The 23,149-nt window shown below is 65.9% G+C and carries 23 protein-coding genes; 7 read left to right on the top strand and 16 right to left on the bottom strand.

What is annotated here, in order from left to right:
• Nucleotides 1-34: 34 nt before the first annotated feature.
• Genes CN97_RS10170 through CN97_RS10155 form a run of 4 tightly spaced genes read right to left on the bottom strand, consistent with a single transcriptional unit; the run spans nt 35 to nt 3,814 of the window.
• Nucleotides 35-1,315 carry an aspartate aminotransferase family protein gene (locus tag CN97_RS10170; protein WP_035710749.1) on the bottom strand — a complete coding sequence of 427 codons (1,281 nt, stop codon included), beginning with the start codon at nt 1,313-1,315 and terminating at the stop codon, nt 35-37.
• Nucleotides 1,312-2,364 carry a phosphotransferase gene (locus CN97_RS10165; protein WP_165496721.1) on the bottom strand — a complete coding sequence of 351 codons (1,053 nt, stop codon included), beginning with the start codon at nt 2,362-2,364 and terminating at the stop codon, nt 1,312-1,314. The genes CN97_RS10170 and CN97_RS10165 overlap by 4 nt, the downstream gene beginning before the upstream one ends.
• Nucleotides 2,357-3,076 carry an SDR family NAD(P)-dependent oxidoreductase gene (locus tag CN97_RS10160; RefSeq protein ID WP_035711123.1) on the bottom strand — a complete coding sequence of 240 codons (720 nt, stop codon included), beginning with the start codon at nt 3,074-3,076 and terminating at the stop codon, nt 2,357-2,359. The genes CN97_RS10165 and CN97_RS10160 overlap by 8 nt, the downstream gene beginning before the upstream one ends.
• A gap of 30 nt (nt 3,077-3,106) precedes the next feature.
• A complete protein-coding gene (locus CN97_RS10155) occupies nt 3,107-3,814 on the bottom strand; it encodes a GntR family transcriptional regulator (RefSeq protein WP_051911162.1) in 708 nt (235 codons plus the stop codon).
• A 102-nt stretch (nt 3,815-3,916) separates the two neighbouring features.
• Here CN97_RS10155 and parS point away from each other — a divergent pair, with 102 nt between their 5' ends.
• On the top strand, nt 3,917-4,387 hold the full coding sequence (gene parS, locus CN97_RS10150; protein ID WP_035710746.1) for a type II RES/Xre toxin-antitoxin system antitoxin: 471 nt from the start codon (nt 3,917-3,919) through the stop codon (nt 4,385-4,387).
• On the top strand, nt 4,384-4,881 hold the full coding sequence (locus tag CN97_RS10145; RefSeq protein WP_035710744.1) for an RES family NAD+ phosphorylase: 498 nt from the start codon (nt 4,384-4,386) through the stop codon (nt 4,879-4,881). Before parS ends, CN97_RS10145 begins: the two co-directional genes overlap by 4 nt.
• On the opposite strand, the gene CN97_RS10140 is transcribed toward CN97_RS10145, so the two are convergent.
• Entirely contained in the window at nt 4,872-6,155 is a 1,284-nt protein-coding gene (locus CN97_RS10140) for a solute carrier family 23 protein (RefSeq protein WP_035710742.1), read from the bottom strand. The genes CN97_RS10145 and CN97_RS10140 overlap by 10 nt on opposite strands.
• A 117-nt stretch (nt 6,156-6,272) precedes the next feature.
• Here CN97_RS10140 and CN97_RS10135 point away from each other — a divergent pair, with 117 nt between their 5' ends.
• The 3 genes from CN97_RS10135 to CN97_RS10130 all read left to right on the top strand — a co-directional run bounded on the left by CN97_RS10135 (nt 6,273) and on the right by CN97_RS10130 (nt 8,205).
• Entirely contained in the window at nt 6,273-7,130 is an 858-nt protein-coding gene (locus CN97_RS10135; protein WP_035710740.1) for an alanyl-tRNA editing protein, read from the top strand.
• A gap of 137 nt (nt 7,131-7,267) precedes the next feature.
• Nucleotides 7,268-7,396 carry a hypothetical protein gene (locus CN97_RS21325; RefSeq protein ID WP_254915483.1) on the top strand — a complete coding sequence of 43 codons (129 nt, stop codon included), beginning with the start codon at nt 7,268-7,270 and terminating at the stop codon, nt 7,394-7,396.
• Between the two features lie 56 nt (nt 7,397-7,452).
• Complete coding sequence (locus CN97_RS10130) at nt 7,453-8,205, top strand: nitroreductase (protein ID WP_084684091.1); 753 nt, start codon at nt 7,453-7,455, stop codon at nt 8,203-8,205.
• Here the strand turns inward: CN97_RS10130 and CN97_RS10125 are convergent.
• The 10 genes from CN97_RS10125 to CN97_RS10080 all read right to left on the bottom strand — a co-directional run bounded on the left by CN97_RS10125 (nt 8,139) and on the right by CN97_RS10080 (nt 19,808).
• On the bottom strand, nt 8,139-9,587 hold the full coding sequence (locus CN97_RS10125; protein WP_035710738.1) for a hypothetical protein: 1,449 nt from the start codon (nt 9,585-9,587) through the stop codon (nt 8,139-8,141). The two genes, CN97_RS10130 and CN97_RS10125, sit on opposite strands and share 67 nt — an antisense overlap.
• A gap of 25 nt (nt 9,588-9,612) precedes the next feature.
• Nucleotides 9,613-10,683, bottom strand: coding sequence for an acyl-CoA dehydrogenase family protein (locus CN97_RS10120; protein WP_035710736.1), 1,071 nt, complete (start codon nt 10,681-10,683; stop codon nt 9,613-9,615).
• A 3-nt stretch (nt 10,684-10,686) separates the two neighbouring features.
• Complete coding sequence (locus CN97_RS10115; protein WP_035710735.1) at nt 10,687-11,874, bottom strand: acyl-CoA dehydrogenase family protein; 1,188 nt, start codon at nt 11,872-11,874, stop codon at nt 10,687-10,689.
• A 13-nt stretch (nt 11,875-11,887) separates the two neighbouring features.
• On the bottom strand, nt 11,888-13,090 hold the full coding sequence (locus tag CN97_RS10110; RefSeq protein ID WP_035710732.1) for an acetyl-CoA C-acyltransferase: 1,203 nt from the start codon (nt 13,088-13,090) through the stop codon (nt 11,888-11,890).
• 29 nt (nt 13,091-13,119) lie between these two features.
• The gene (locus CN97_RS10105; RefSeq protein ID WP_035710730.1) at nt 13,120-13,899 is read right to left on the bottom strand and encodes an SDR family oxidoreductase; all 780 of its coding nucleotides are present in this window, start codon (nt 13,897-13,899) and stop codon (nt 13,120-13,122) included.
• 2 nt (nt 13,900-13,901) lie between these two features.
• Nucleotides 13,902-14,693 carry an SDR family NAD(P)-dependent oxidoreductase gene (locus CN97_RS10100; protein WP_242685265.1) on the bottom strand — a complete coding sequence of 264 codons (792 nt, stop codon included), beginning with the start codon at nt 14,691-14,693 and terminating at the stop codon, nt 13,902-13,904.
• A 1-nt stretch (nt 14,694) separates the two neighbouring features.
• The gene (locus tag CN97_RS10095) at nt 14,695-15,963 is read right to left on the bottom strand and encodes an acyl-CoA dehydrogenase family protein (protein ID WP_176408599.1); all 1,269 of its coding nucleotides are present in this window, start codon (nt 15,961-15,963) and stop codon (nt 14,695-14,697) included.
• A gap of 65 nt (nt 15,964-16,028) precedes the next feature.
• Entirely contained in the window at nt 16,029-16,805 is a 777-nt protein-coding gene (locus CN97_RS10090; protein WP_035710728.1) for an enoyl-CoA hydratase-related protein, read from the bottom strand.
• Entirely contained in the window at nt 16,805-18,109 is a 1,305-nt protein-coding gene (locus tag CN97_RS10085) for a 3-hydroxyacyl-CoA dehydrogenase (protein ID WP_035710726.1), read from the bottom strand. The genes CN97_RS10090 and CN97_RS10085 overlap by 1 nt, the downstream gene beginning before the upstream one ends.
• Before the next feature lie 13 nt (nt 18,110-18,122).
• Nucleotides 18,123-19,808 carry a class I adenylate-forming enzyme family protein gene (locus tag CN97_RS10080; protein WP_051911124.1) on the bottom strand — a complete coding sequence of 562 codons (1,686 nt, stop codon included), beginning with the start codon at nt 19,806-19,808 and terminating at the stop codon, nt 18,123-18,125.
• A gap of 458 nt (nt 19,809-20,266) precedes the next feature.
• Here CN97_RS10080 and CN97_RS10075 point away from each other — a divergent pair, with 458 nt between their 5' ends.
• The gene (locus CN97_RS10075) at nt 20,267-21,421 is read left to right on the top strand and encodes a phosphotransferase family protein (RefSeq protein ID WP_248700086.1); all 1,155 of its coding nucleotides are present in this window, start codon (nt 20,267-20,269) and stop codon (nt 21,419-21,421) included.
• Between the two features lie 40 nt (nt 21,422-21,461).
• On the opposite strand, the gene CN97_RS10070 is transcribed toward CN97_RS10075, so the two are convergent.
• Complete coding sequence (locus CN97_RS10070; RefSeq protein WP_035710722.1) at nt 21,462-22,157, bottom strand: TetR/AcrR family transcriptional regulator; 696 nt, start codon at nt 22,155-22,157, stop codon at nt 21,462-21,464.
• Between the two features lie 169 nt (nt 22,158-22,326).
• Here CN97_RS10070 and CN97_RS10065 point away from each other — a divergent pair, with 169 nt between their 5' ends.
• Entirely contained in the window at nt 22,327-23,121 is a 795-nt protein-coding gene (locus tag CN97_RS10065; RefSeq protein WP_035710720.1) for an enoyl-CoA hydratase, read from the top strand.
• The last annotated feature ends 28 nt before the right edge of the window (nt 23,122-23,149 follow it).

The raw sequence follows: 23,149 nt of genomic DNA, 5'->3' as shown, positions 1-23,149 counted from the left end.
CCACGACCCGGCTGACGATCAGGCGGGCTGAGGATCAGGCGGGCGCCGCGATCTGCGTCATGCAGCGGTCAAGCGCCGCGACCAGTTCCTCCACATCAGCCTCAGAGAAGCAGAGCGGCGGGCGGATCTTCAGACAGTTCGCCGCCGCCCCGCAGGAGCCGACGAGCACGCCCGCCTCCCGCAGCGCGCCGACCATTCGCAAGGCCCGCGCACCATCCGGCGTTTTCGCGGCACGGTCGGACACAAGTTCCACCGCCGCGTAAAGACCGGCCCCGCGGACATCTCCCACCACCTCATGCCGCGCGGCAAGACCCTGAAGCGCTGCGCGCAGAGCGGCGCCAACCCGGCGGGCATTCTCCTGCAACCCCTCCTCCGCGATGACGTCCAGCACCGCGCGCCCCACGGCGGCGGAAACAGGATTGCCTCCGAACGTATTGAAATATCGTGTTTTCCTGCCGAACTCTTCCAGATACTGTGGCTGGGCGACCAGAGCCGCGATCGGATGTCCGTCGCCCAGGGGCTTGCCCAGCGTCACGAGGTCCGGGATCAGCCCGTGCCGCTCGAATGCCCACATGCTCCCACCGGGGCGGGCGAGGCCGGATTGCACCTCATCGGCGATGAAGAGCCCGCCCGCCGCGCGGACGGCAGCCACCGCTCCGGCAGGCAGCCCAACGGGATCGGTGAAGACCCCGTCGCTGGCAAACACCGTGTCGCAGAGGAAGGCGGCCACGCCATGTCCGGCAGCCTGAAGGCTCCGCACGGCGTCCTTTACACCCTGGGTCAGCGCGCGCTCTGCACCCTCGGCGCCCAGCCGGTAGCTGTCGGGGGCGGGCACCACGCGGACATGCGCGCCAAGAGGATTGGCCGGGCCCAGGGAGGGAGAGATCTCCGCCAGCGCCGCAGTCACCCCGTGATAGGCATTGGCCGTCACGATGATCCCCTGTGCCCCCGTCACCGACCGAGCAACGCGGAGGGCGAGGTCATTCGCCTCGCTCCCCGTGCAGGTGAACATCACCTGTGAGAGCGGCGCGGGAAAGGTAGCGACCAGCCGTTCGGCGTAATCCACCACGTTGTCGTGCAGGTAGCGCGTATGGGTGTTCAGCGCCGCTGCCTGCTCCGCCAGCGCAGCCACCACATTCGGGTGGCAGTGGCCGACGGAGGGCACGTTGTTATAGGCGTCGAGATAAGCCCGTCCCTCCGCATCCCAGACGCGGGCGCCCTGCCCGCGGACAAGATACAGGGGCCGGTCGTAGAACAGCCGGTAGGCGGGGCCGAGCACCTTTTCCCGCCGCGCGATCAGGGTCTCGTCGCTCATGCCGTCTCCCCCGCAAGCGCGGCGAGGTGAGGGGCCATGTCGCCCTCCCCCTCCAACCGGGCCCATAGCGCCCAGGCGGCAGTGTTGCTCCGCAGGATATAGGCGGCATTCTCCGGGAACAGTCCCGCGCGCCAGGTGGAGAGCAGGATGCGCGTGGCAAGGCGCGCCCGGATCAGGTCGGGCAGCAGCAGGAGTTCCGCCTGCGTGAGCCGAACGAAGGGGGCGGCCTCCGCCAGCATCTCCGCCACCGCGGCGACGGGATCGTCCCTAGGGGTGATGAAGTAGCTCGCAGCGATGGCCAGTTCGTTCACGCGCGGGGCAAGGACCAGATCGCCGAAATCGACCACGCCAGTGACCGCGCCCGTCGACCCTACCAACAGGTTCGACAGGCTCAGATCGTTGTGGATCGCCTGATGCGGCAGGCTGGCGGCTGCGGGAACCACCTCGGCCTCGAACCGCTCAAACCAAGGCAGCAGGCGGGGTTCCGTCTCCGCCAAAGGTCGCAGCAGCGGCAGACGCATCATGTCCCAGAGGATCACCCGTTCCGCCGCCGGATGGGTGTAGCCTGCCAAAGCCGCCATCAGGCGCCCCGCGACTGCGCCGACATCGCGGCGGAGCGCGGGCGTCACGGTTGCAGGCATCCGGCCCGGAAGGCAGGTCAACATAACCGCCGCGACCGCCTGCCCTCCGATCTCCGCCACCGCCTCCTCAGCCCCGGTGAGTGTCGGGATCAGTCGGGGCGTGGGCAGCCCCTCCGCCGCGAGATGGCGGAGCGCGCCATGCTGAAGCGCGCGGGTGCTCGCCTCCTCCGCCGGATTGTAGAATTTCAGCACCGCGCCGCCCAGACGGAAGTTCCTGTCCCGCTCACCATTGAGCGCCTGCGCCCCTGCGCCTTGGCCATCCCGTGCCCCTTGACCGCCCGATGCACTCTGGCCATCCCACGCGGCCGGGCCATAATGCTGACGCGCGAAGGCTTCCGCCTCCGCCTCCGATACGCCGGGAGGAGGGACCAGCAGCAGCCGGGCCGCCTCCTGCAGCCGGTCAGACATGCTGGCCGCCATTGATGTGGATTTCCGCGCCGTTGATATAGGACGACGCATCCGAGCACAGGAAGTAGATGGTGGACGCAACCTCCGCCGGGTTGCCGAGCCGCCCCATCGGCACCTCTGCCGCCACCAGCGCATCCGTGCCGGGCGAAAGGATGGAGGTCTCTATCTCTCCCGGCGCGATGGCATTCGCGCGCACACCCCGCCCACCGAACTCATGCGCCATCTCGCGCGTGAGCGCCGCCAGCCCCGCCTTCGAGGCCGCATAGGCCACCCCGGCGAACGGGTGCACGCGTGACCCGGCGATGGAGGTGACATTGACGATGGAACCCTTCGCCCGCTCCATCTCCGGCAGAAGCGCGCGCGCCAGAAGTGCTGTGGAGACGAGGTTGACGTTGAGCACCTGCGTCCAGGCATGGGCATCGGTGCCGATCACGCCGAGCCGTGTCCGCTCCGGCCCCTTGGGCGAGATACCGGCGTTGTTGACCAGTGCGTGGAGCTTGCCGTCCGGCAGGCGCGCGCGGACATCCTCTGCCAGTCGCTCGATGCTGTCCAGATCGGCGAGATCGGCCTGAATGTGGCTCTCGCGCGCCTCCGGCCAGGCGCACTCCGCGGAGAACGCCTGGCGCGAGACGGTGAGGATGCGCCAGCCGCGCTGCTGGAAAAGCTTGACGGTGGCATGGCCGATACCCCGGCTTGCACCGGTCAGCAGCATGATGGGGCGTTCAGCGGTCACGGCGGCACCTCAGGAAGTTTGATGCATCATAATCGGAGCATGGCGCGGGGGCAATGATTCCGTCGCCTGTCCGACCCTCGCGGCGATGGCCGCGCCGCCAAGCGTGATATCACTCATGATCGCCACCGCCGCCCCCGCCGGGTCACGCCGCCGTATCGCATCGAGGACAGGGTAGTGATAGTCGATCATCGCGCGGCCGCCCGCATCGTAGCTATCAGCGATCAGCGGCCCCATCTGGAGCCAGAGCCGGCGCAGCACGCCATGCAGAACCGGCATCCCTGCGATTTCCGGCAGCAGGAAATGGAAGGACTGGTTGAGCGCGGTCGCCGCCCGCCGGTCATGGGAAAGGAGCGCATTCTCGTTGTCGTTCAAGGTCTTCTCGATACGACGGATATCGTCCGGCGTCGCCGCAAGCGCCGCGGCTTCCGCTGCCATCGCCTCCAGCCGAAGGCGCATGTCGCGGATCTCCCGGTAGCGGTCAGCGGTAATGGCCGGGATGCGGATATCGCGGGGCGAGCGGAAAACCACTGCATCGTCATGCACAAGCCGAAGGATCGCATCCCGTACGGGGGTGACGGAAGTGCCGAGCTGCTCCGCCAGCTCCCGGATACGAAGCCGGTCCCCCGGCTGAAACCGTCCCTTCATCAGCCCGTCGCAGAGCATCGCGTAGACCGCGCCGCCAAGGCTGTCATGATCGGGGATGGAAAGTGGCGTCATCCAAACATGATGCATCATGTTCGGGCTATTGTCGAGACGCTTGAAAAATGCGGCGTCACCTGTCATATAATATCCGTCATATGTCATCTTGGGGAGACTTCCATGAACGAACTGGCTCCCATCGAACACGACATTGAGCGGACCTACGCGCTCCTCGGGGGGCAGCGCACCATACGCCGACCCATCCGCACGAGCCTTGAAGCCCATGACCTGCTGATGCGCGGGTTGCCCTCTTCCGCGCTCGTCCACCTGACACGAGAGGTCAGCTTCCTTGGCTCCGACGCCGCGCTGGAAAAGGCCATCGGCATCAGCACACGCACGCTTCAGCGCCGCAAGCGGGAGGAAGGAGAGCGCGTCCTGAATACGGAGCAAAGCAGCCGGACATGGAAATTCGCCGAAATCCTCGGCCGGGCGACGGAGATCTTCGGCTCCCGCGAGGCGGCGGAGGGCTGGATGAGCACCCCTGCCCTCGGATTGGACAACCGCCGCCCTATTGACCTGCTGGCCACTGCCATAGGTGTGGAAGCGGTTGAGGACTACCTGACCCGGATCGACTACGGGGTCTATACGTGACGCCACTCCCCCCGCCGCTTGGGACGGGGGAGTTACGGCTCTGGCGGCTGGACCGGGCCATCCACGCCCCCGTCTGGGCGAGTGGTGAGGGCAGTTTCCGCGTGGGCGGGCGATGGAACTCTCCCGGCGTGCGGGCGGTCTACGCCTCGCTCGACCCTGCCACGGCAGTGCTGGAAGTGGCAGTGCACAAGGGATTCCACGTATTGGACACGGAGCCGCATGTGCTCACCTCCGCCCGGATCGACCCGGCCGCCCTCCACGTGGTCCGGCCCGAGGATGTGCCGAACCCCAACTGGCTTTCTCCCGCGACGCCGAACCGCAATCAGCAGACCTTTGGCGACGCCCTGCTGACCGCGCATCCCCTCGTCCTGATCCCGAGCGCGGTGTCCCGGCACAGCTGGAACGTGATCTTCATCGCCGGAGCGACGACGGGAGACATGATGACGGACATCACGCAGGGACGCTTTGCCCTCGATCCGCGGCTTCAGCCCTGATCGCGCCTGCCGATGCCCAGAAGCTGATACATGATGAGCGCCGCCAGGGTCGCGGTGCCAATCCCGCCGACCGTGAAGGAACCGATGGAGAACGAGAAATCCCCCGCACCGAAGATCAGCGCGATCCCAACGGTGAACAGGTTGCGCGGGTCCGAGAAATCGACACGATTGTCCACCCAGAGACGGATCATCGCCGCCGCGATCAACCCGAACACCGCAACGCCGAGCCCCGCCAGCACCGGCGCGGGAATGGTCCGCAGAAGCGCCCCGAACTTCGGTGAGAAGCCGAGCGCGATGGCCACCACCGCCGCCACGACGAAGACGAGGGTGGAGAACACCTTGGTCACTGCCATGACGCCCATGTTCTCCACATAGGTGGTCACGCCCGTTCCGCCGCCGGAGCCGGAAACCATCGTCGCGATTCCGTCGCCCAGAAAGCCGCGCCCGATGTAACGATCCATGTTCTGCCCCGTCATCGCGGCAATCGCCTTGATATGGCCGAGGTTCTCCGCAACGAGGATCAGCGCCACCGGCGCGATCAGGCTCATCGCGGAGAGGTTGAACGTCGGGCTGTGGAAGGTCGGGATGCCCACCCATGGCGCGGCCGCAAGCTCCGAAAAATCGACCGGCGGCAGCCAGCCGAAGCCGTTGCCCATGACGAGCACCGCAAGATAGCCCACCGTGATCCCGAGCAGGATGGAGACCCGGCGCGTCACGATGGACCCATAGGTCGAAAACAGCGCAACGGAGCCCAGCGTCAGAAGGGCGGCCACCATATGCGCCCCGCTGCCCTGAAGACTGCTCACCCCCACAGGCGCGAGGTTCAGGCCGATGGCCGCACCGATGGCCCCGGTCACGGCAGGCGGCATCAGCCGCTCGATCCAGCCGGTCCCCACAGCCATGACGATGAGGCCGATCACCGCATAGAGCGCCCCTGCCGCGATGATCCCGCCAAGCGCCGGGCCGATATTCATGTTCGGCCCCGTACCGGAATAACCCGTCACGGCGATGACCACTGCGATAAAGGCAAAGGAGGAGCCGAGATAGCTCGGCAGCCGCCCCGCTGTCAGCACGAAGAAGATCAGCGTGCCGATGCCCGAGAACAGCACCGCGAGGTTCGGGTCAAACCCCATCAGCAGCGGCGCGAGGATGGTGGAGCCGGACATCGCCAGCAGGTGCTGCACCCCCATCGGCACCGTCGCACCCCAGGAGAGTCGCTCATCCGGCAGCACGACGGTATTGCGGGTCAGGGGCCATTTCGGAAAGTAACTCATCGCGGACTCCGTTCGGGCGAGGGTCGCGCGGCGGCCCCGGCGATTTCGATCACATCGGCGCGATGCAAATAAAGAGCCTCATGGGTGGTGCAAAGAGGGATGAAGGGCTGACGAGCCATGACGCTGCGCTATATCGGCGGCATGGACACACATGTCACCTTTCCCGCAGGTCGACTGGAGGAGACCGCGACCGTCCTCCGTATCCTGCCGCTGGCCGAGGGGCGGAGCGCGGTCGTCACCGACCGCACGCCCTTCCACCCCATTGATCCCTGGTGGCCCGACCAGCCGTCGGACAGCGGTGTGATGCTTGCGGGTGGCGTGACGCTGGAGGTGCCCGAGGCAATCGTGCTGGCCGATGGCGCTGTCGTCGATCCTGCCACCACACCGCGCGGCGCGGAGGGAGTGGCGCTTCAGGTGGGCCATATCGTCGGCGACACGTCTGCCTTGGTGGAAGGGATGGAGGTCACTCTCCGCGTCGATCCGGCAAGCCGCGATGCGCTGGCTACAGGCCATACCGCCGCCCATATAGCCGCGCTGGCCCTCAACCGGGTGCTCGCGTCCTACTGGAAAAAGCCGATTTCGGAGGATGGTCAGGGGCAGCCGAACACCGACCAGAAGCTCATCGCCGCTTCGCGTATCGCGCCCTATGGCAGCCGGGAGACCTACAGGATCGGCAAGAGCGCCCGGAAGGCGGGGTTTGACGCCGAGCGTTTCCGGCAGGACAGCGCCGGCCTTGCCAATGCCATCGCGACGGAAGCCAATGCCATGCTGAGCAGGATCCGGCGGATCGAGGTGCTTCCGGCAGAGGACGCGCTCTCCGGCCGGCGGACATGGCGCGCGACGCTGGAGAACGGCACTGTCGATATCCCTTGCGGTGGCGTCCACATGCTCGATCCGCGGGCGATCGGGCCGATCTCCATTGACCTGACACCTTCCGACGACGGCTTCGTCATGGATGTGAAGGTCGGACCGTAAGCGGCAATTCCTCAGAAGGCGGAGTTTCGAGTCTGGCGACCTGCGTCAGACCGCGGGTTTCTGTTACCGCTAGCATTAAATGTTTGCGCTAACGAAAGAACAGGCGTATTCTTCTGTGAAGCAATGGAGGAATCGCCATGACGGTTGTCCTGAAAAAGTCGCTCTCCGGTAAGCCTGTCGCTCCGAAACTTGTAAAATCCCGTCGCAAGGTCGTTCCGGATGAGCCGGAAATGGCGTGCATCGGCGATCTGGATTATGAAATCTGAACCGATTGCCTGACCCTCTGTGAATGGTCTAGCCTCCCCTTCAACTGGGGGAGGTAATGCACGAAGTGAATGACGTCGTTCTTGAAGCGATCGAAGGCAGGCGTTCCGTTCGCGCCTTCCTTCCTGCCGAAATTCCGATCGAGACGATCGAGCGTATCCTGACAGCTGCCGCGCGCGCGCCATCAGGATCGAATATCCAGCCATGGCAGGTGATCGTCCTGACGGGCGAGGCGCTCCAGACGTTTGGCGCGACGCTTGAGGCTCATGAGCTTGCGGGCGGCGCCGCTGATCCCGAATATCACTATTACCCCCGGGCGTGGCGAGAGCCCTATCTGGCGCGGCGGCGTGAGGTGGGGTGGGCGCTCTACGCCTCACTGGGCATAGAGCGGGGTCAGAAGCAGGCGATGGCTTCGCAGAACGCTCGCAATCTCCGGTTCTTCGGCGCTCCGGTCGGGCTGATCTTCACCCTTGATCGGGATATGGAGATCGGGAGCTGGCTCGATCTGGGCATGTTCCTGCAGAACATCATGATCGCGGCCCGGGCTTTCGGGCTGGATACCTGCCCTCAGGCAGCATTCTCACGCTATCCGGGCCTCATCGCAGGGCTACTGTCCATTCCAGCGGAGCGGCAGGTGATCTGCGGAATGGCGCTTGGCGTGGCAGATACCACCGCGCCGGAGAACTGTTTTCCGGTCCCGCGTGAACCCGCCCGGTCCTTCACCCGCTTCGTCACCACTCTCGATCAGCCAAGCCAGACCGTCAACGCCGCCAGCCAGACGGCGATCAGCAGCAGCGCGCGCACCACGTAGCGCCCGTTCCAGTCCCGCGTCACCTCCCGCGCGGTACGATCCACCATATCCGCGATGATCATGGCGGAGGCGGTCAGCGGCGAGGCGTTCACGCCGATAGCCCAACCCGCCATCAGCGCCAGCGCCAGCACTTCCGTGGGAATGCCGACATCAGGTACACCCTGAAAGGCGGAGGCGAATATCGTCACGCTCACGATCGGGTTCACGCCGATCAGGGAAACCCCCACGACCAGCGCAGTAAGCAGTCCCGGCAGCAAAATCAGCGGCACCGGCAGGTGCAGAAGCAGCATCGCCAGCCGCCCCTGCGGGATAAGGAGGGAGAACAGCGTTCCGATGAACCCGGCAGAGGAGAGCACCGCGATCTCCGTCCTGTAACGGGGGAAAAGCCGCGCGCCTTCGCGCACCAGCCTGCGGGAAACGAGCCGCGTCCCCGTTACGGGACCAAAGCGGCGATGCTGCCAGCCGAGCCAGATCAACCCGGAGAGCGGCACGGCCACCAGCACGGCGCGGGCCAGCGGAATGTCGGCGGCGAATTCGATACACACCGCCAGCACGAAGACGCCAAGCACGATGCCGACGATGCCCAGCAGCGCCATCGGATCGCGCGCGCCGTTGACCACGACAACGGGCGCCCCCTGGCGCGGCGCCTCCAGCCGGTCCTGCACACAACCGAGCGTGAGGAGCAGTGCCGCCGTCATCAGCCCGAGCGGAAAGACCGTCGTCCACGACAGCCCTGGCATGACAGAGAGCACCACGGCCATGACCATGGAGATGGGAGAGCCGAGCGGCGCCACCGAAAAGCCGCGCAGCACGGCCAGCACCATACGCCGCTCCCTCACCGCGCGGATCGCGGCACTTCCCCCCGCGGCGGAAAGCCAGCGGCGGATCATCAGGCCCAGGAGGCTCAAAACCCCGATGTTCAGGATGATGCCGAACAGGAAGCCGCCCAAGGTCAGCAGCCCGTAGCGCCGCGCGGGCGGCTGGTCGATGAAGAAGGAGGCGGAGCGGCGGACGAGCGGCGAGGTGCGCGCCGGCTCCCGCAGGAAGAACTGGTTGGCGAAGAAGGTCGCGAAGAACGCCGCCTGGTCCAGCGCCCGGAAAACGGCCGCCACAGGATCGGCGGCAAGCACGCCGCCTGCGACGGTAAGTGCCGCGGCAACGGCGATCATCACCCGCCCGGTGCGCTGAATACCCGGCCATTCGAGCGCGAGATAGGAGATCAGCAGCACCCGCGCGGCCTGCCGAAGCAGATCGGAACGAAACACCGCCTCTCCCAGAACGGCGAAGATCAGCGCGATAAGGACAATCGCACTGATCCTGCGGGGGTCGAGAGAAATCGGCCTGCTGGCCGGGCCGGCAAAGGGCCTGCTTGCGACCGCCATCTCTCTCCCCCGACAGCAACCGCGCTCAGGCGGCGTAGGACTGCATCACGATCTCAAGGCAGTAATCGGTGTCACCAAGCTGATGATCCAGCAGGACGAGCCGCTTCGCATAATGGGAGGCGGCATATTCCCAGGTCATGGCGATACCGCCGTGCATCTGCACGGTTTCTTCTGCCACAAGCCGCGCCGCGCGCCCGATGAGGTTCTTGGCCATGGCGGATTTGAGCCGTGCCTCCGGACTGTCCAGCGCCGCCGCTGCGGCGATGGTGATGGAGCGCGCCTGCTCGATTTCCGCCAGCAGATCCACGGTGCGATGCTGAAGCGCCTGAAAGCTCCCGATCGTGGTCCCGAACTGACGGCGGGTCTTGAGATAGTCGAGCAGCAGATCATAGGCAGCGGTCATCGCACCTACCGCCTCGGCGCAGAGTGCCACCTGCCCTGCGGCCACGGCCGACGTCAGCGCGGCCTCGGCATCTGCCAGCAGAAGCGTGGCGGGGGTATCGTCGAGCAGCAGCTCCGCCGCCCCGCCGCCATCCATCATCCCATAGGAGACAACGTTCACATCCCCCGCCGCAGCACTGAACACCGCAGGCTTGCCGTCAAGCATCGCCACGATGAGGAGCACGTCTGCGACCTGGCCGCCATAGACCGCAGACTTGCGGCCCGAGAGGCGATACCCGTCACCTTGCTTGCGCGCCGTGGTGGCGGTCCCGGCCAGGCCATAAGGCGCGTCGATCTCCGACAGGCCAACGGCGTAGCGGATGGAGCCGTCTACAAGCCCAGACTGATCCGCTCCGGCAGCCGACAGCAGCCGGCTCGCCAGCAGCGTTGCGAGGAACGGCTCGGGGCAGAGATGGCGGCCGAGCGCCTCGAACACCACGGCGATGTCGAAGCCCGTGCCGCCGAAGCCGCCGTCCTTCTCCATCGCAAGCGCGCCCGGGACGCCAAGCTCCGCCATATCTCCCCAGCGTTTGGTATCGCTGAACGGCGCCTCATAGGCGATGCGATTGCGTTCCTTCAGGCTGTAACGGTCGGCCAGGTAGCGGTTCAGGCTTTCCGACAGCATCTGCCTGTCTTCGGTCAGGTCGAAATTCATCGCTCACAGCCCCAGCATTGTCTTGGTCAGGATGTTCCGCTGGATCTCGTTCGATCCACCGAAGATGGAGGTCTTGCGGTTGTTGAAGTAGATGGCCGCATTGTGTTCCGTATCCGCCGGCCCGAAGAGCAGGTTCGTCTCCGTCATCTGGCCCGGGAAGGGCGCGGCCACTGGCCCCAGAGCGCGGCGTGCAAGGTCGCGCAATTCCTGGTTCACCTGCGTCCCCTTGATCTTGAGGATGGAGGTTTCCGGCCCCGGATGGCCCTGCTTCTGCGCCTGGAAGAGCATGCGGAGGTTGGTGATCTTCATCGCCTCGAGATCGACCTCCACCCGCGCGATGCGGGCAGCGAACAGCGGATCCTCGATCAGCGGGCGGCCGTTGCGCTTCATCTGGCGGGCGAGATCCTTGACCTCCACCAACGCCTGCATGGAGGTGCCGACGCCCGCGATGTTGGTCCGTTCATGGGTCAGCAGGAACTTGGCGATGGTCCAGCCCTTGTTCTCCTCGCCCACGAGGTTCTCGACAGGCACGCGAACGTTGTCGAAGAACACCTCGTTGACCTCGTGGCCGCCCTCGATCAGACGGATCGGCCGCACCTCGATGCCGGGGGTGTCGATATCCATGAGCAGGAAGCTGATCCCCTGCTGGGGCTTGCCCTCTGTCGATGTGCGCACGAGGCAGAAGATCTTGTCGGCATGCTGACCGAGCGTGGTCCATGTCTTCTGGCCGTTGACGACGTAGTGGTCCCCATCCCTGACGGCACGCGTCTTGAGGCTGGCAAGGTCGGACCCGGCGCCGGGTTCGGAATACCCCTGCGCCCACCAGACCTCACCAGAGGCGATAGAGGGCAGGATCTCCGCCTTCTGGCGATCGTTGCCGAACTCCTGGATCACCGGGCCGAGCATATGCGGGCCGAAGGCGACGATCCGGGGCGTATGGGCGCGGCTGCATTCCACGTCGAACAGGTAGCGCTCGACGGGCGTCCAGCCGGGGCCGCCGTATTCCTTGGGCCAGCTCGTGCACAGCCAACCCTTGCGGCCGAGGATCTCGTGCCATTCCTGATAGATCTCGCGCGGCAGTTCCACGCCCGAGCGGACGGCATCGGAGATATGCTCCGGCAGATGCGAGGCGAGGAAGTCACGAACTTCCTGCTGGAAGGCGATTTCCTCGGGGCTGAAAGACAGGTCCATCGCGATCGCTCCCTTACAGCACTTCAAAGAGGCCGGCCGCGCCCATGCCGCCGCCGACACACATCGTGCAGACAACGTATTTCGCGCCGCGCCGCTTGCCCTCGATCAGCGCGTGGCCGACCATGCGCGCTCCCGACATGCCGTAGGGATGGCCGATGGAGATCGCGCCGCCGTTGACGTTGAGCAGATCCTCCGGGATACCGAGCTTCCGGGCGGAGTAGAGCACCTGGCAGGCGAATGCCTCGTTCAGTTCCCACAGGCCGATATCGTCCATGGTCAGACCATGCGCTTCCAGCAGACGCGGCACCGCATAGACCGGGCCGATGCCCATCTCGTCCGGATCCAGCCCGGCGGCCATCACGCCGACATAACGGCCGAGCGGTTGCGCGCCGCGCTTCTCCGCTTCCTTGCCCTCCATGATGACAACTGCGGATGCCCCGTCCGAGAGCTGCGAGGCGTTGCCTGCCGTGATGTGATGGCCTTCCTTGATAGTCAGCCCGTCCTTGAATACCGGTTTCAGCGAGGTGAGATCGTCCAGCGTGGTGGAGGGGCGGTTGCCCTCATCCCGCTCCAGCGTCACCTCACGGTAGGAGACCTCCTTCGTCTCCTTGTCTACCACCGCCATGGTGGAGGTCAGGGGCACGATCTCGTCATCGAAGAGGCCCGCCTGCTGCGCCGCGGCCGTCCGCTGCTGGGAGCGGAGCGCGTAGGCGTCCTGATCATCGCGGCTGATCCCGTAGCGGTCGGCCACGATCTCCGCCGTTTCCAGCATGGACATGTAAAGCTCCGGCACATGCTCCACGATCCATGGATCGGTGCGCCGGTCCTGCCGCATGTTCTGGTTCTGCACGAGGCTGATGGATTCCACGCCCCCGCCGATGACGATTTCCATGCCGTCATGAACGACCTGCTTGGCGGCGGTGGCGATGGCCATCATGCCGCTTGCGCATTGCCTGTCCATCGACATGCCCGCGACAGATGTCGGAAGCCCCGCACGGATCACCGCCTGACGGCCGATGTTGCCGCCGGTGGAGCCTTGCTGGATGGCGCAGCCGATCACGCTGTCCTGAATCTCGCCGCCTTCAAGGCCCGCGCGGGAAACCGCGTTCTTCACCGCATGGCCGATCAGCTCCTGCGCCTGGGTGTTGTTGAACGCGCCCCGGAAGGCCTTGCCGATCGGCGTGCGTGCCGTGGAAACGATGAGCGCCTCGCGCATTGTCTTCTCCCCTGTATCCTGTGATGCCGTCAGGCGCTCTTCGCGCGCGGACTGAACTGACGGTTGAGTTTGCGCATACCGCCGATCCAGCGGTCGTAATCTTCGGTCTTGCGGCGCATGTAGCCCAGCACCTCCGGGTGCGGCAGGGCGAGGAAATGCCCCTCCGCCACGGCGGTGAGCGCGACGGCCGCAGCCTCCGCGGGCTCCAGCATGCCGTCGATGCTGGCCACGCCCATCTCCCGGCCCGCGGTCATCGCCGTACGGACGGCCTGCGGGCACAGGATGGTGACCCCGATCCCGTCGTCGCCATAGGTAAGCGCCAGCCATTCGGCAAGGCCGACCGCCGCATGTTTCGTCACCCCGTAGGGCATCGAACCCACCTGATTGAGCAACCCCGCCGCGGAAGCGGTGATAAGGAAATGCCCGGCACCGCGCGCCCGCATCAACGGGAGGAGAACGCGGGCCGTGCGGACATGGGCCATGACGTTCACGTCCCACATGCGCTGCCAGACCTCGTCTGACAATTCCTCACCGCCCCGTGCCATGATGCCTGCATTGCCGCAGAAAAGCGCGATGGGGCCAATGTCGCGCTCCGTCTCCGTGACGAGGCGGCGGATATCGGCATCGCTGGCCATGTCCACCGTCATCGCGGTGCCGCCGATGGCCTCCCCCGTCTGGCGTGCGCCTTCCGCGTCGATGTCGGCACAAACGACATGGGCCGCTCCTGCCTCCGCCAGCGCGAGGGCGAGCGCCCGGCCGATCCCCCCTGCTGCGCCGGTGACGACGACGACCTTCCCCTGAACGTCCATGCTCAGCTCCACATGTTGGTGCCGCCGCAGAGCGTCAGCGCCTGCCCGGTCATGTAACTGCTGGCGTCGGAGGCCAGGAACACGGCCACACCCGCGAAGTCCTCCGGCTGGCCGAAGCGGCGGAGCGGCACCTGCGTCCGCGCGCGCTCCTCCCCCGCTTCGCTGTCCCAGAGGGCGCGGGCGAACTCGGTCTTGACCACGCCGGGGCAGATCGCGTTCGCACGGATGCCCTGCGGCCCGTATTCGAGCGCGAGGTTCCGCACCAGCCCGATCAGCGCCAGTTTGGACATCCCATAGGTGCCAAGCGTGGGCGACGGCTTCAGCGCGCCGACGCTGGCCGTGAAGATCATCGAGCCGGACCCCTTGGCGGCCATGTCGGGTGCCACGAGCCGCGCCAGCCACAGATTCGACTGGACGTTGGTCTGCATGATCTTGTTATAGGCGTCGTCCGGGATTTCCCCGATCGGGCCGTAATGCGGGTTGACCCCGGCATTGCCGATCACGATGTCGATCGGCCCGGCGAGCCGGTGGGTTTCCTCCACCAGCCGTTCCAGATCCTCCTTGCGTCCGGCATTGGCCGCGACGGCATACACCCGGGTCTCGCCGATGGCGGCGTTGATCTCCGCCGCCGCCGCATCCAGCTGATCCTGCTTGCGGGCGGAGATGACGACCGTCGCCCCCTGCCGCGCAAGCGCCTCTGCCATCTGGCGGCCCATCCCGCGCGAGGCGCCGGTGAGCAGCGCCACCTTGCCGGTCAGGTCGAACAGGCCCCGTTCCATCTGCTGATCCTTCATGTCACGGCCCTTCGAACATGCCACCCGCGCGCCGGGTGGCTGCAGCGGCGCGGCGCGCATTGGACTCCTCGAACGCCTTGCGCTCGGCCCGGGCGACGACGGCGTGGTGCACCTCGTCCGGCCCGTCGGCGAGACGGAGGGTGCGCTGCTTCATGTACATCTCGGGCAGGTCCGTCCACTGGCTCACGCCCGTGGCGCCATAGACCTGCATCGCGTCGTCGATGATCTTGCAGCAGCGCTCCGGCACCATCGCCTTCGCCATGGAAACCCAGATGCGCGCTTCCTTGTTGCCAAGCACATCCATCGCGCGGGCCGCCTTCAGCACCATGAGGCGCATGGCCTCGATCTCGATGCGGGAGCGGCTGATCGTCTCCATGTTCTTGCCGAGGTCGATGATCCGCTTGCCGAATGCCTCGCGAGAGAGGCCGCGCGCGATCATCAGGTCGAGCGCCTTTTCCGCCGCACCGATGGAGCGCATGCAATGGTGGATACGGCCCGGCCCGAGACGAAGCTGGCTGATTTCGAACCCGCGCCCCTCGCCCCAGAGAATGTTCTCCTCCGGCACCCGCACATTGGTGAAGCGCAGATGCATGTGACCATGCGGCGCGTCATCGTGACCGAACACATTCATCGGCCCGAGGATTTCCACGCCGGGCGTGTCCATGGGGACGAGAATCTGGCTCTGCTGGCGGAACGCTTCCGCATTGGGAGAGGTCTTGACCATGACGATCATGATCTTGCAGCGCGGATCGCCAGCCCCGGAGATGTAGTACTTCTCGCCGTTGATGACCCATTCGCCGTTTTCCAGCACCGCGGTGGTGGAGACGTTGCGCGCATCGGAGGAGGCCACGTCCGGCTCCGTCATCGCGAAGGCGGAGCGGATTTCACCGGCGAGCAGCGGTTTCAGCCAGCGCTCTTTCTGCGCGGGCGTGCCCACACGCTCCAGCACTTCCATGTTGCCGGTATCGGGCGCGGAACAGTTCAGAGACTGCGAGGCAAGCGGGTTCCGGCCAAGCTCAAAAGCGATATAGGCGTAGTCGAGGTTCGACAGCCCCTCGCCCGTCTCGGCATTGGGCAGGAAGAAGTTCCACAGCCCGGCCTCCTTCGCCTTCGCCTTCAGATCGGCGAGGATCTCGAGCTGCCCCGGCGCGTAGGAAAACCGTTCCGCACGGTTCCGGCCCAGGCGCTCGTATTCCTCATAGGCCGGATCGCAGTTGGTGCGGATATGCTCCATCACGCGGGCCAGCAGGGGACGCGCGCCCTCCGACATGCCGAGGTTGTTCAGCATGTCTTCCGATGCGGCGCTGGCACCTTTTTTCTTCGTGTCGATCGCGTTCATCTGTTCACCCAATTCGGTTTGCGTTTCTCGACGAAGGCGGTGACGCCTTCACGGAAGTCTTCGGTTTCGCGCAGGTCGGACATCACCTGGCGGCTGTAACGGAGGCTGGTCTGCAGATTGTCCATGTCGTCCATCGCCCGGAGCACGCGGAGCGAGGCCCGGATGGACGAGGGGGAGACGGCAGCGATCTCTCCCGCCACTTCCATTGCCCGCTCCATCAGGCGTTCAGGCGCCACGACCTCGTTCACGAAGCCCATGCGCGCGCCCTCCTCCGCGCCGACCTGACGGCCGGTCAGGAACATCTCCACCGCCTGCTTGCGCGGGATCTCGCGGCTCAGCCTCTGGATGCCGCCCGCTGCCGCGAAGAAACCTACCTTCACCTCCGGCAGCGCGAAACGGGCCTTTTCCGACGCGATGATGACATCGCAGGCCAGCGCGGTTTCAAACCCGCCGCCCATGGCAAAGCCATTCACCGCCGCAACGATCGGTTTCAGCCGGTCGATGCGGGAGGAGAGGCCCGAGAAGCCGGTCTCCGGCCCCTTCATGTTGCCGCCCTGCGCGGTGTATTTAAGGTCATTGCCCGCACAGAAGGCCTTGTCGCCCGCCCCGGTCAGCACGGCAACCCAAAGCTCCGGATCCGCTTCGAACGCATCCCAGATGCGCGACATCTCATGGTGCATCGGCGCGTGGACGGCGTTGTAGACATCCGGCCGGTTCATGGTGACGACGAGAATGTTCCCTTCCCGCCGCGTCGTGGTGAATTCGAGGTCCATCAGCCCTTCCCCCCCGTTTTGAGACCACCAAGCTCGAGGTCGAGGAATCGCCCGCCCTCCGCTGCCAGCCGCCGCAACGATTCTGCTGGCGCAAACGCCGGATCCTCGGCGCCCAGTGCCTCCATCCGCGCGAGGATGCGCGCCGCACCAACCTGATCGGCCCAGTACATCGGCCCGCCCTTTGACGCCGGGAAGCCGTAGCCGTTCAGCCAGACCACATCGACGTCAGACGGGCGTTGCGCCTTGTTCTCTTCGAGAATCTTGACCGCCTCATTGACCATGGGTGCCATCAGCATCTCCACGATCTCCTCCGGGGGAAGCGTGGCGGGCGCGGCGCCGGTGATTTCCCGGATGACGGCTGCGGCTTCCTCCGACGGGCTTCCATTGCGCGCCGCGTCATAGTCGTAGAAGCCGCCGCCCGTCTTCTGCCCGCGCCTGCCCTTTTCGCAGAGCGCGTCGCGGATGGGGTTCGCGGTCTTCGCTCCCTTTGACCAGCCGATGTCCAAGCCGGCGAGGTCCGACATCTGGTAAGGCCCCATCTTGAAGCCGAAACCCGTAATGGCCGCGTCGATATCCCAGGGCATCAGGCCCCGGTACAGCAGCTTGTTGGCCTGCTCCCGTCGCGCGGCCAGCATCCGGTTACCCACGAAGCCGTAGCAGACACCGACGAGCACAGGAACTTTCCCGATCTTGCCCGCAAGTTCCATCGAGGTCGCGACCACATCGTCCGCCGTCTCGTCCGCCCGCACGATCTCCAGCAGTTTCATGACATTCGCGGGGGAGAAGAAGTGGAGGCCGATCACATCCCGCGGCCGTGAGGTGGCGGAGGCGATCTCATCGACATCCAGAGCGGACGTATTGGTGGCGAGAATCGCCCCGGGTTTCGCGATGGCATCCAGACGGGCGAAGATCTGCTTCTTCAGATCCATGTTCTCGAACACGGCCTCGATGATGAGGTCGCAGTCGGCCAGCGCGTCGAGGTCCAGCGCCGGGGTGATGCGCGCCATGCGCGCCTCGACTTCCGCCTGCGGGAAACGGCCCTTGTCGGCGCTGTTCTGGTAGTTCTTGCGGACCAGCGCGATGCCCCGGTCCAGCGCCTCCTGCGCGGTTTCAACGATGGTGACCGGTATGCCGGCGGTGGCGAAGTTCATGGCGATGCCGCCACCCATCGTACCGGCGCCGATGATGCCCACCCGGTTGATCGGGCGCAGTGCGGTTGCCGGGTCCAGCCCTTCGACCACCGCTGCCTCGCGGGTGGCGCGGGCCACGTAGCTTTCGACATCCGTCAGGGAGGGTCTGTCCATTGTCCTGCCTTTCTCAGCGAGCACCATCCGCCTGCAACGACAGGCAGTGGCGCTGGATTACCTTGCGATCAATCTTTTCCGTGGCGCCGCGCGGCAGGGGTGCTTCCAGCACCCACAGCCGCTCGGGCTGTTTGAAACGCGCGACGAGCGGCGCGAGAAACACGGCGAGTTCCTCCACCGTCAGCGTCGTACCGGGCAACAGATGCACGGCCGCTCCCACCGTCTCTCCCAACCGGGGATGAGGGACGGCGAAGACGCAGGCATCTTCCACGGCGGGATGTTCGTAGATCGCGTTCTCCACTTCGGCGCAGGCGATATTCTCGCCGCCCCGCACGATCATGTTCTTCTTGCGACCGCAGAAGTGGATGAACCCTTCCGGCCCCAAACGCGCGAGATCCCCGGTCAGCAGCCAACCATCGCGGAGCGCGGCCGCCGTGGCCTCGGGATCGTTCAGATAGCCGGGGGTCACGGCGGGGCTGCGGATCAGCAGCTCGCCCATCTCGCCCGGCGCCACGTCCCGGCCTGCGTCATCGACGATGCGCATTTCCTGCACGGGGGGGGCCAGCCGCCCCGCCGCGTCCGGGTATTCCAGATATTCCGGGCCGGAAAGGTTGATGCCCAGGGCGCAGGTCTCCGTCATGCCCCAGCCGATGGCGATGGTCGTCGCCGGAAAGACACGGTTCAGATCCTGTACCTGCGCGGCCGGGCGCTTGTCGCCCCCGCCAGTGATGTTTTCCAGCGACGGCAAGGTCAGCCCGCGGCGCTCCACGGTTTCGGCCAGGTCGGCGGACTGCGTGGGCACGCCGCTGATACGCGTGATGCCCTCCGCGCGGATCAGCTCCGCGGCCTCATCGGCATTCCAGCGGGGCATGAGCACGATCTTCGCCCCCATCTGCAACCCCTGGAAGAAGTTCGCGTAAAGTGCCGTGACATGGAACAGCGGCGAGATGATGAGCCAGGCGGGCATCGCCGGGGCACGGGCGGGAACCGCGAGTTCCGGCGCCATGACGCGAAGCAGATACCAGCTCCAGATGGCCGAGATGACGTTGCGATGCGTCTGGATCACGCCCTTCGGTACACCCGAGGAGCCGGAGGAATACATCACGGCGAACTCCGCCTCCGGCCCGATCTCCACCTCCGGCCAGACCGGATCGCAGGCGCGCATCTGCTCATAGCGGGAGGTGTCGGGCGCATCGTGGATCCCGATGAGCGTCAGCCCCTCGGGAATCACAGGGGCGAGCCGCGCGAAGCGTTCGGCATCCGCAAAGACAAGCCGTGCTCCGCAATCGTTGAGTGCGCGGAGCAACTCCGCCCCGCTTCCCCATGAGTTCAGCGGCACGACGCTGGCACCCGTCGCGGTTATCGCGAGGACCAGCAGAATCATCTCCGCATGGTTGCGCGAGCCGACGGCAACCCGGTCGCCCGGCCCTATCCCGTGATGGTGGATGAGAGCATTGGCCAGCGCGGCGACATCGCGGCGGACTTCACCATAGCTCCAGCGGCGGTTGCCCGCGACGAGCATCTCTCGCCCCGCATAGGCTTCCTCCGCCTGTTCGAACAGCGCGCGGACATTCGGGGGAGCATTGGCAAAAACCGTGTATTCCGTGCCATTGATCTGTTTCCGCTCCACCGCGAAACGGTTGTCCTCGCGGATGAGACGCGCGGCGACAGAGGCATGGCTCGGCAAGGCTTCGGTCATCTTATCCTCCCAGGCAGTAGGGTCAGGCAACCGACCCGGCATCCGCTCCCTCCCCGGAGCGCATCGATGCGGGGTGCATTCCTGACACATGTCAGGGTTACGACAGCCACCCCGCACCGGACAAGAGAAAACTTTGCCTTGGCGTAATTTCGGCAAACTTGATCCGTTGCGAGAAGCCGATTGACGGCTGTCAACCGGTCCCCTAAGGTGCTTCCTGACATTTGTCAGTCAATAAACGGGCGCCGCCGGAAAAGGCGCGGAACCGCTGCGGGCAATGCGCGGCAGAGGGGAGGCAGCGACATGACACCGACAGCGCTTACCGCTGCGGCGCGGACCATCGGCCCAAGCCGCATAAAGGCACGGGGCTTGGCACCCAGCCTTTTCACGCACACCGCCCTCAAGGCGATCTGACCCCCACTCACAGGCCCAAGGCGGGCCTGCCACCAGAGGCACAGGACATGACGGCGCAGGACAGCACAGCGCGCGCGACGCCATTGCGCAGCACCACGGATCAGCATGCGGGCCAGAGGGCGGCGCAGCCCTCGGACATCATGCTCATCGAGCCGCTCGCGAAGCATCGTTTTGACGAAGCCGCGCTTTCAGCATGGATGGCCCAGGCCCTGGACGAGCCGGAGAAACCCATAAAGCTCCTGCAGTTCCAGGGCGGGATGTCGAACCCGACCTTCCTCGTCCGGCTGGCGGACGGGCGGCGATTTGTCCTGCGCAAGAAGCCGCCGGGAGACCTGCTGCCCAAGGCCCATGCCGTGGACCGGGAATACCGGATCATGCACGCGCTTGGCCCGACAGCCGTTCCCACGCCCCAGATGGTGGCCTATTGCGACGACCCATCGGTGATCGGGGTTGAGTTCTTCCTGATGGAATTCGTGGAAGGACGGATCATCTCCGATCCGGCCATGGCACCGGTCGCGCGGGATGACAGGCGGGACGTGGCATTCTCACTCGTCGATACGCTGGCGGAATTGCACAAGATCGACTGGCAGGCCTGCGGGCTTCAGGACTACGGTCGCCCGGAAGGCTATCTCGCGCGGCAGACATCGCGCTGGTCTGGGCAATACGAGGCGTCGAAATCGGCGTTGCCCGCGGATTTCGACTACAAGGGCATGGATTGGCTGCGGGACTGGCTGCTCGCAAACTCCGCCGTGCAGGAGGAAAGCGCGATCACGCATGGCGACTTCCGCGTCGGCAACACGATATTGCATCCAGAGAAACCAAAGGTCGTGGCGGTTCTGGACTGGGAGCTTTCAACCATCGGCCATCCGCTTTCCGATCTGGCCTATCTGTGCCTTCCCTACCGGCTGACAGGCGCGCTTCCCGGTGCGCCCGATCTGCCAGCTTCGGGCTTGCCTCAGGAAGCGCAGATGCTCGCCCGCTATGTCGAGCGGACGGGGCGGAAGGACATTCCCGACTGGCCGGTGTTCCTTGCCTTCAACTGCTTCCGCTACGCGGCCATCGTGCAGGGCGTGGCGGCGCGGGCGGCGCAGGGTACCGCCAGCAGCGCAAGCGCCGACCCCGTCAGGGATGGCGCGCGGGCGCGGATGGTCGCCGAGCGCGGCGCGGAAATCGCACGGGCCTATGAGGCCGGACAAGCGTGACAGGATCGCGGGCGCCGGTTGTCGCCCGCGACCGCCCTGCTCAGTCGGCAGGCTCTTCTGTAATCTCCGGCCCTTCCAGAATGGCCGTCACCATCACGGCCGAGCCACGGGCCACCGCGGCCACCAGAGGGTCGCCACGGGTAGCCCGCGGCTGCAGCCAGTCCCGCATCGGCGCGAAAGCGGACAGGAACACCAGCAGGTTCGCCGCCGTGATCCCACGCGGATCATCAGGCGGCAATCCGGCCCGGCGGGACAGCAGCGCTCCCCCTTCGGCCATCAGCTTCTCCTCCCGCTCTCGCATGGCGGCACGGTCCTCCGGCAGCATATGCGGAATGGAGCGGTAGATGAGCAGCGTGCCCTTGCGCTTCTTGTCCCATGTCTCCCGCAGATATTCAGCCAGTGCATCCTCCAGCGGCCTGTCCTCATCCGAGAGGAGGTCAGTCAGCAGCGGCACATCGCTGCGGAACCAGAGCTGGTTCAAAAGCCGCCGCAGCGCGTCGTTCTTGTTGGCCACATAATCATAGATGCTGGCGTGATTGACGCCAGAGCGCGCGCAGATGTCGCGGATGGTGGTGGACGCAAAGCCCTTCTCCAGAAACAGGTCGAGCGCGGCATCGCAGATCTGCTCACGCCGCCGCCGGACAAGATCCTCGTTGCGCACGACATCCACGTCGGCTTCGTCAAGAAAGCCTGTCCTGGGCTTCCTCTGCTTTCCGGTCGGGGGGGGCGATGTCACGCTGTGGCTCCGTCACTAGGGTGGCGCCAATCTATGCGGCGGCGGACGGCACCTCAACCATCCGCGCGGAAACCGCACATCCGTCGAAGGCCCGTGTTGCCTCGGGCACGCGGCACCGCTAACCTGAATAGACTGACGATTGTCAGGATTCTATATAGGGGGAGAAGCCATGACCGATCAAGTTCTTCTGAACCGGCAGGACGGCCTGCTGACGATCACCTTGAACCGGCCCGAACGGCGCAATGCCATGACACCCGCGATGACGGCGGCGTTGACCGAGGCGCTCGCAGCCGCGGCCGAGGATGATGCGGTTCGGGCGGTCCTGCTGACAGGAGCAGGCGGGCACTTCTGCGTGGGCGGCGATGTGAAAGCGATGAACGAAGGCGCAGGCGCGGACAGGCCGCTCGGCCAGCGTCTCCACACGCTCCGCGACCGGATGAGCGCGGCCTTCTACCTTCACACCATGCCGAAGCCCACCATTGCCGCCATTGAAGGCTCTGCCGCCGGGGCAGGCCTGTCGCTGGCGATGGCCTGCGACCTGCGGATCTGCGCGGAGGACGCGAAGCTGACCACCGCCTTTGCCAAGGTGGCGCTGTCGGGGGATTTCGGCGGAAGTTATTTCCTCACCCATATCCTCGGCGGGGCCAAGGCACGGGAGCTTTACCTGCTGTCGCCGCTGCTTTCCGGAGTGGAGGCTGCGGAGATCGGTCTCGTTACCCGTGCGCTTCCCGCGGGCGCCGTCATGGAAACGGCGCGCGGCCTTGCCGCCGATCTCGCCGCCGGGCCGACGCTTACCTATGGGCGGATGAAGCAGAACCTCACGCTCGCCGCCACTGGGGGCAGCCTTGCGGACTGTCTGGATCAGGAGGCGCGGAACCACACGCTTTCCATGCTGACCGCAGATCACCGGGAGGCGGCGGCGGCTTTTGTGGAGAAGCGTAAGGCGGCCTTCGCGGGCGCGTAGGGCGGAAACGGGCGGCGCTGCGGAAGCG

It is taken from the genome of Haematobacter massiliensis (genome assembly GCF_000740795.1).
GTDB lineage: Bacteria > Pseudomonadota > Alphaproteobacteria > Rhodobacterales > Rhodobacteraceae > Haematobacter > Haematobacter massiliensis.
The sequence above is the reverse complement of the archived record's forward strand: the minus strand, read 5'-3'. Positions and strand labels throughout refer to the sequence as shown.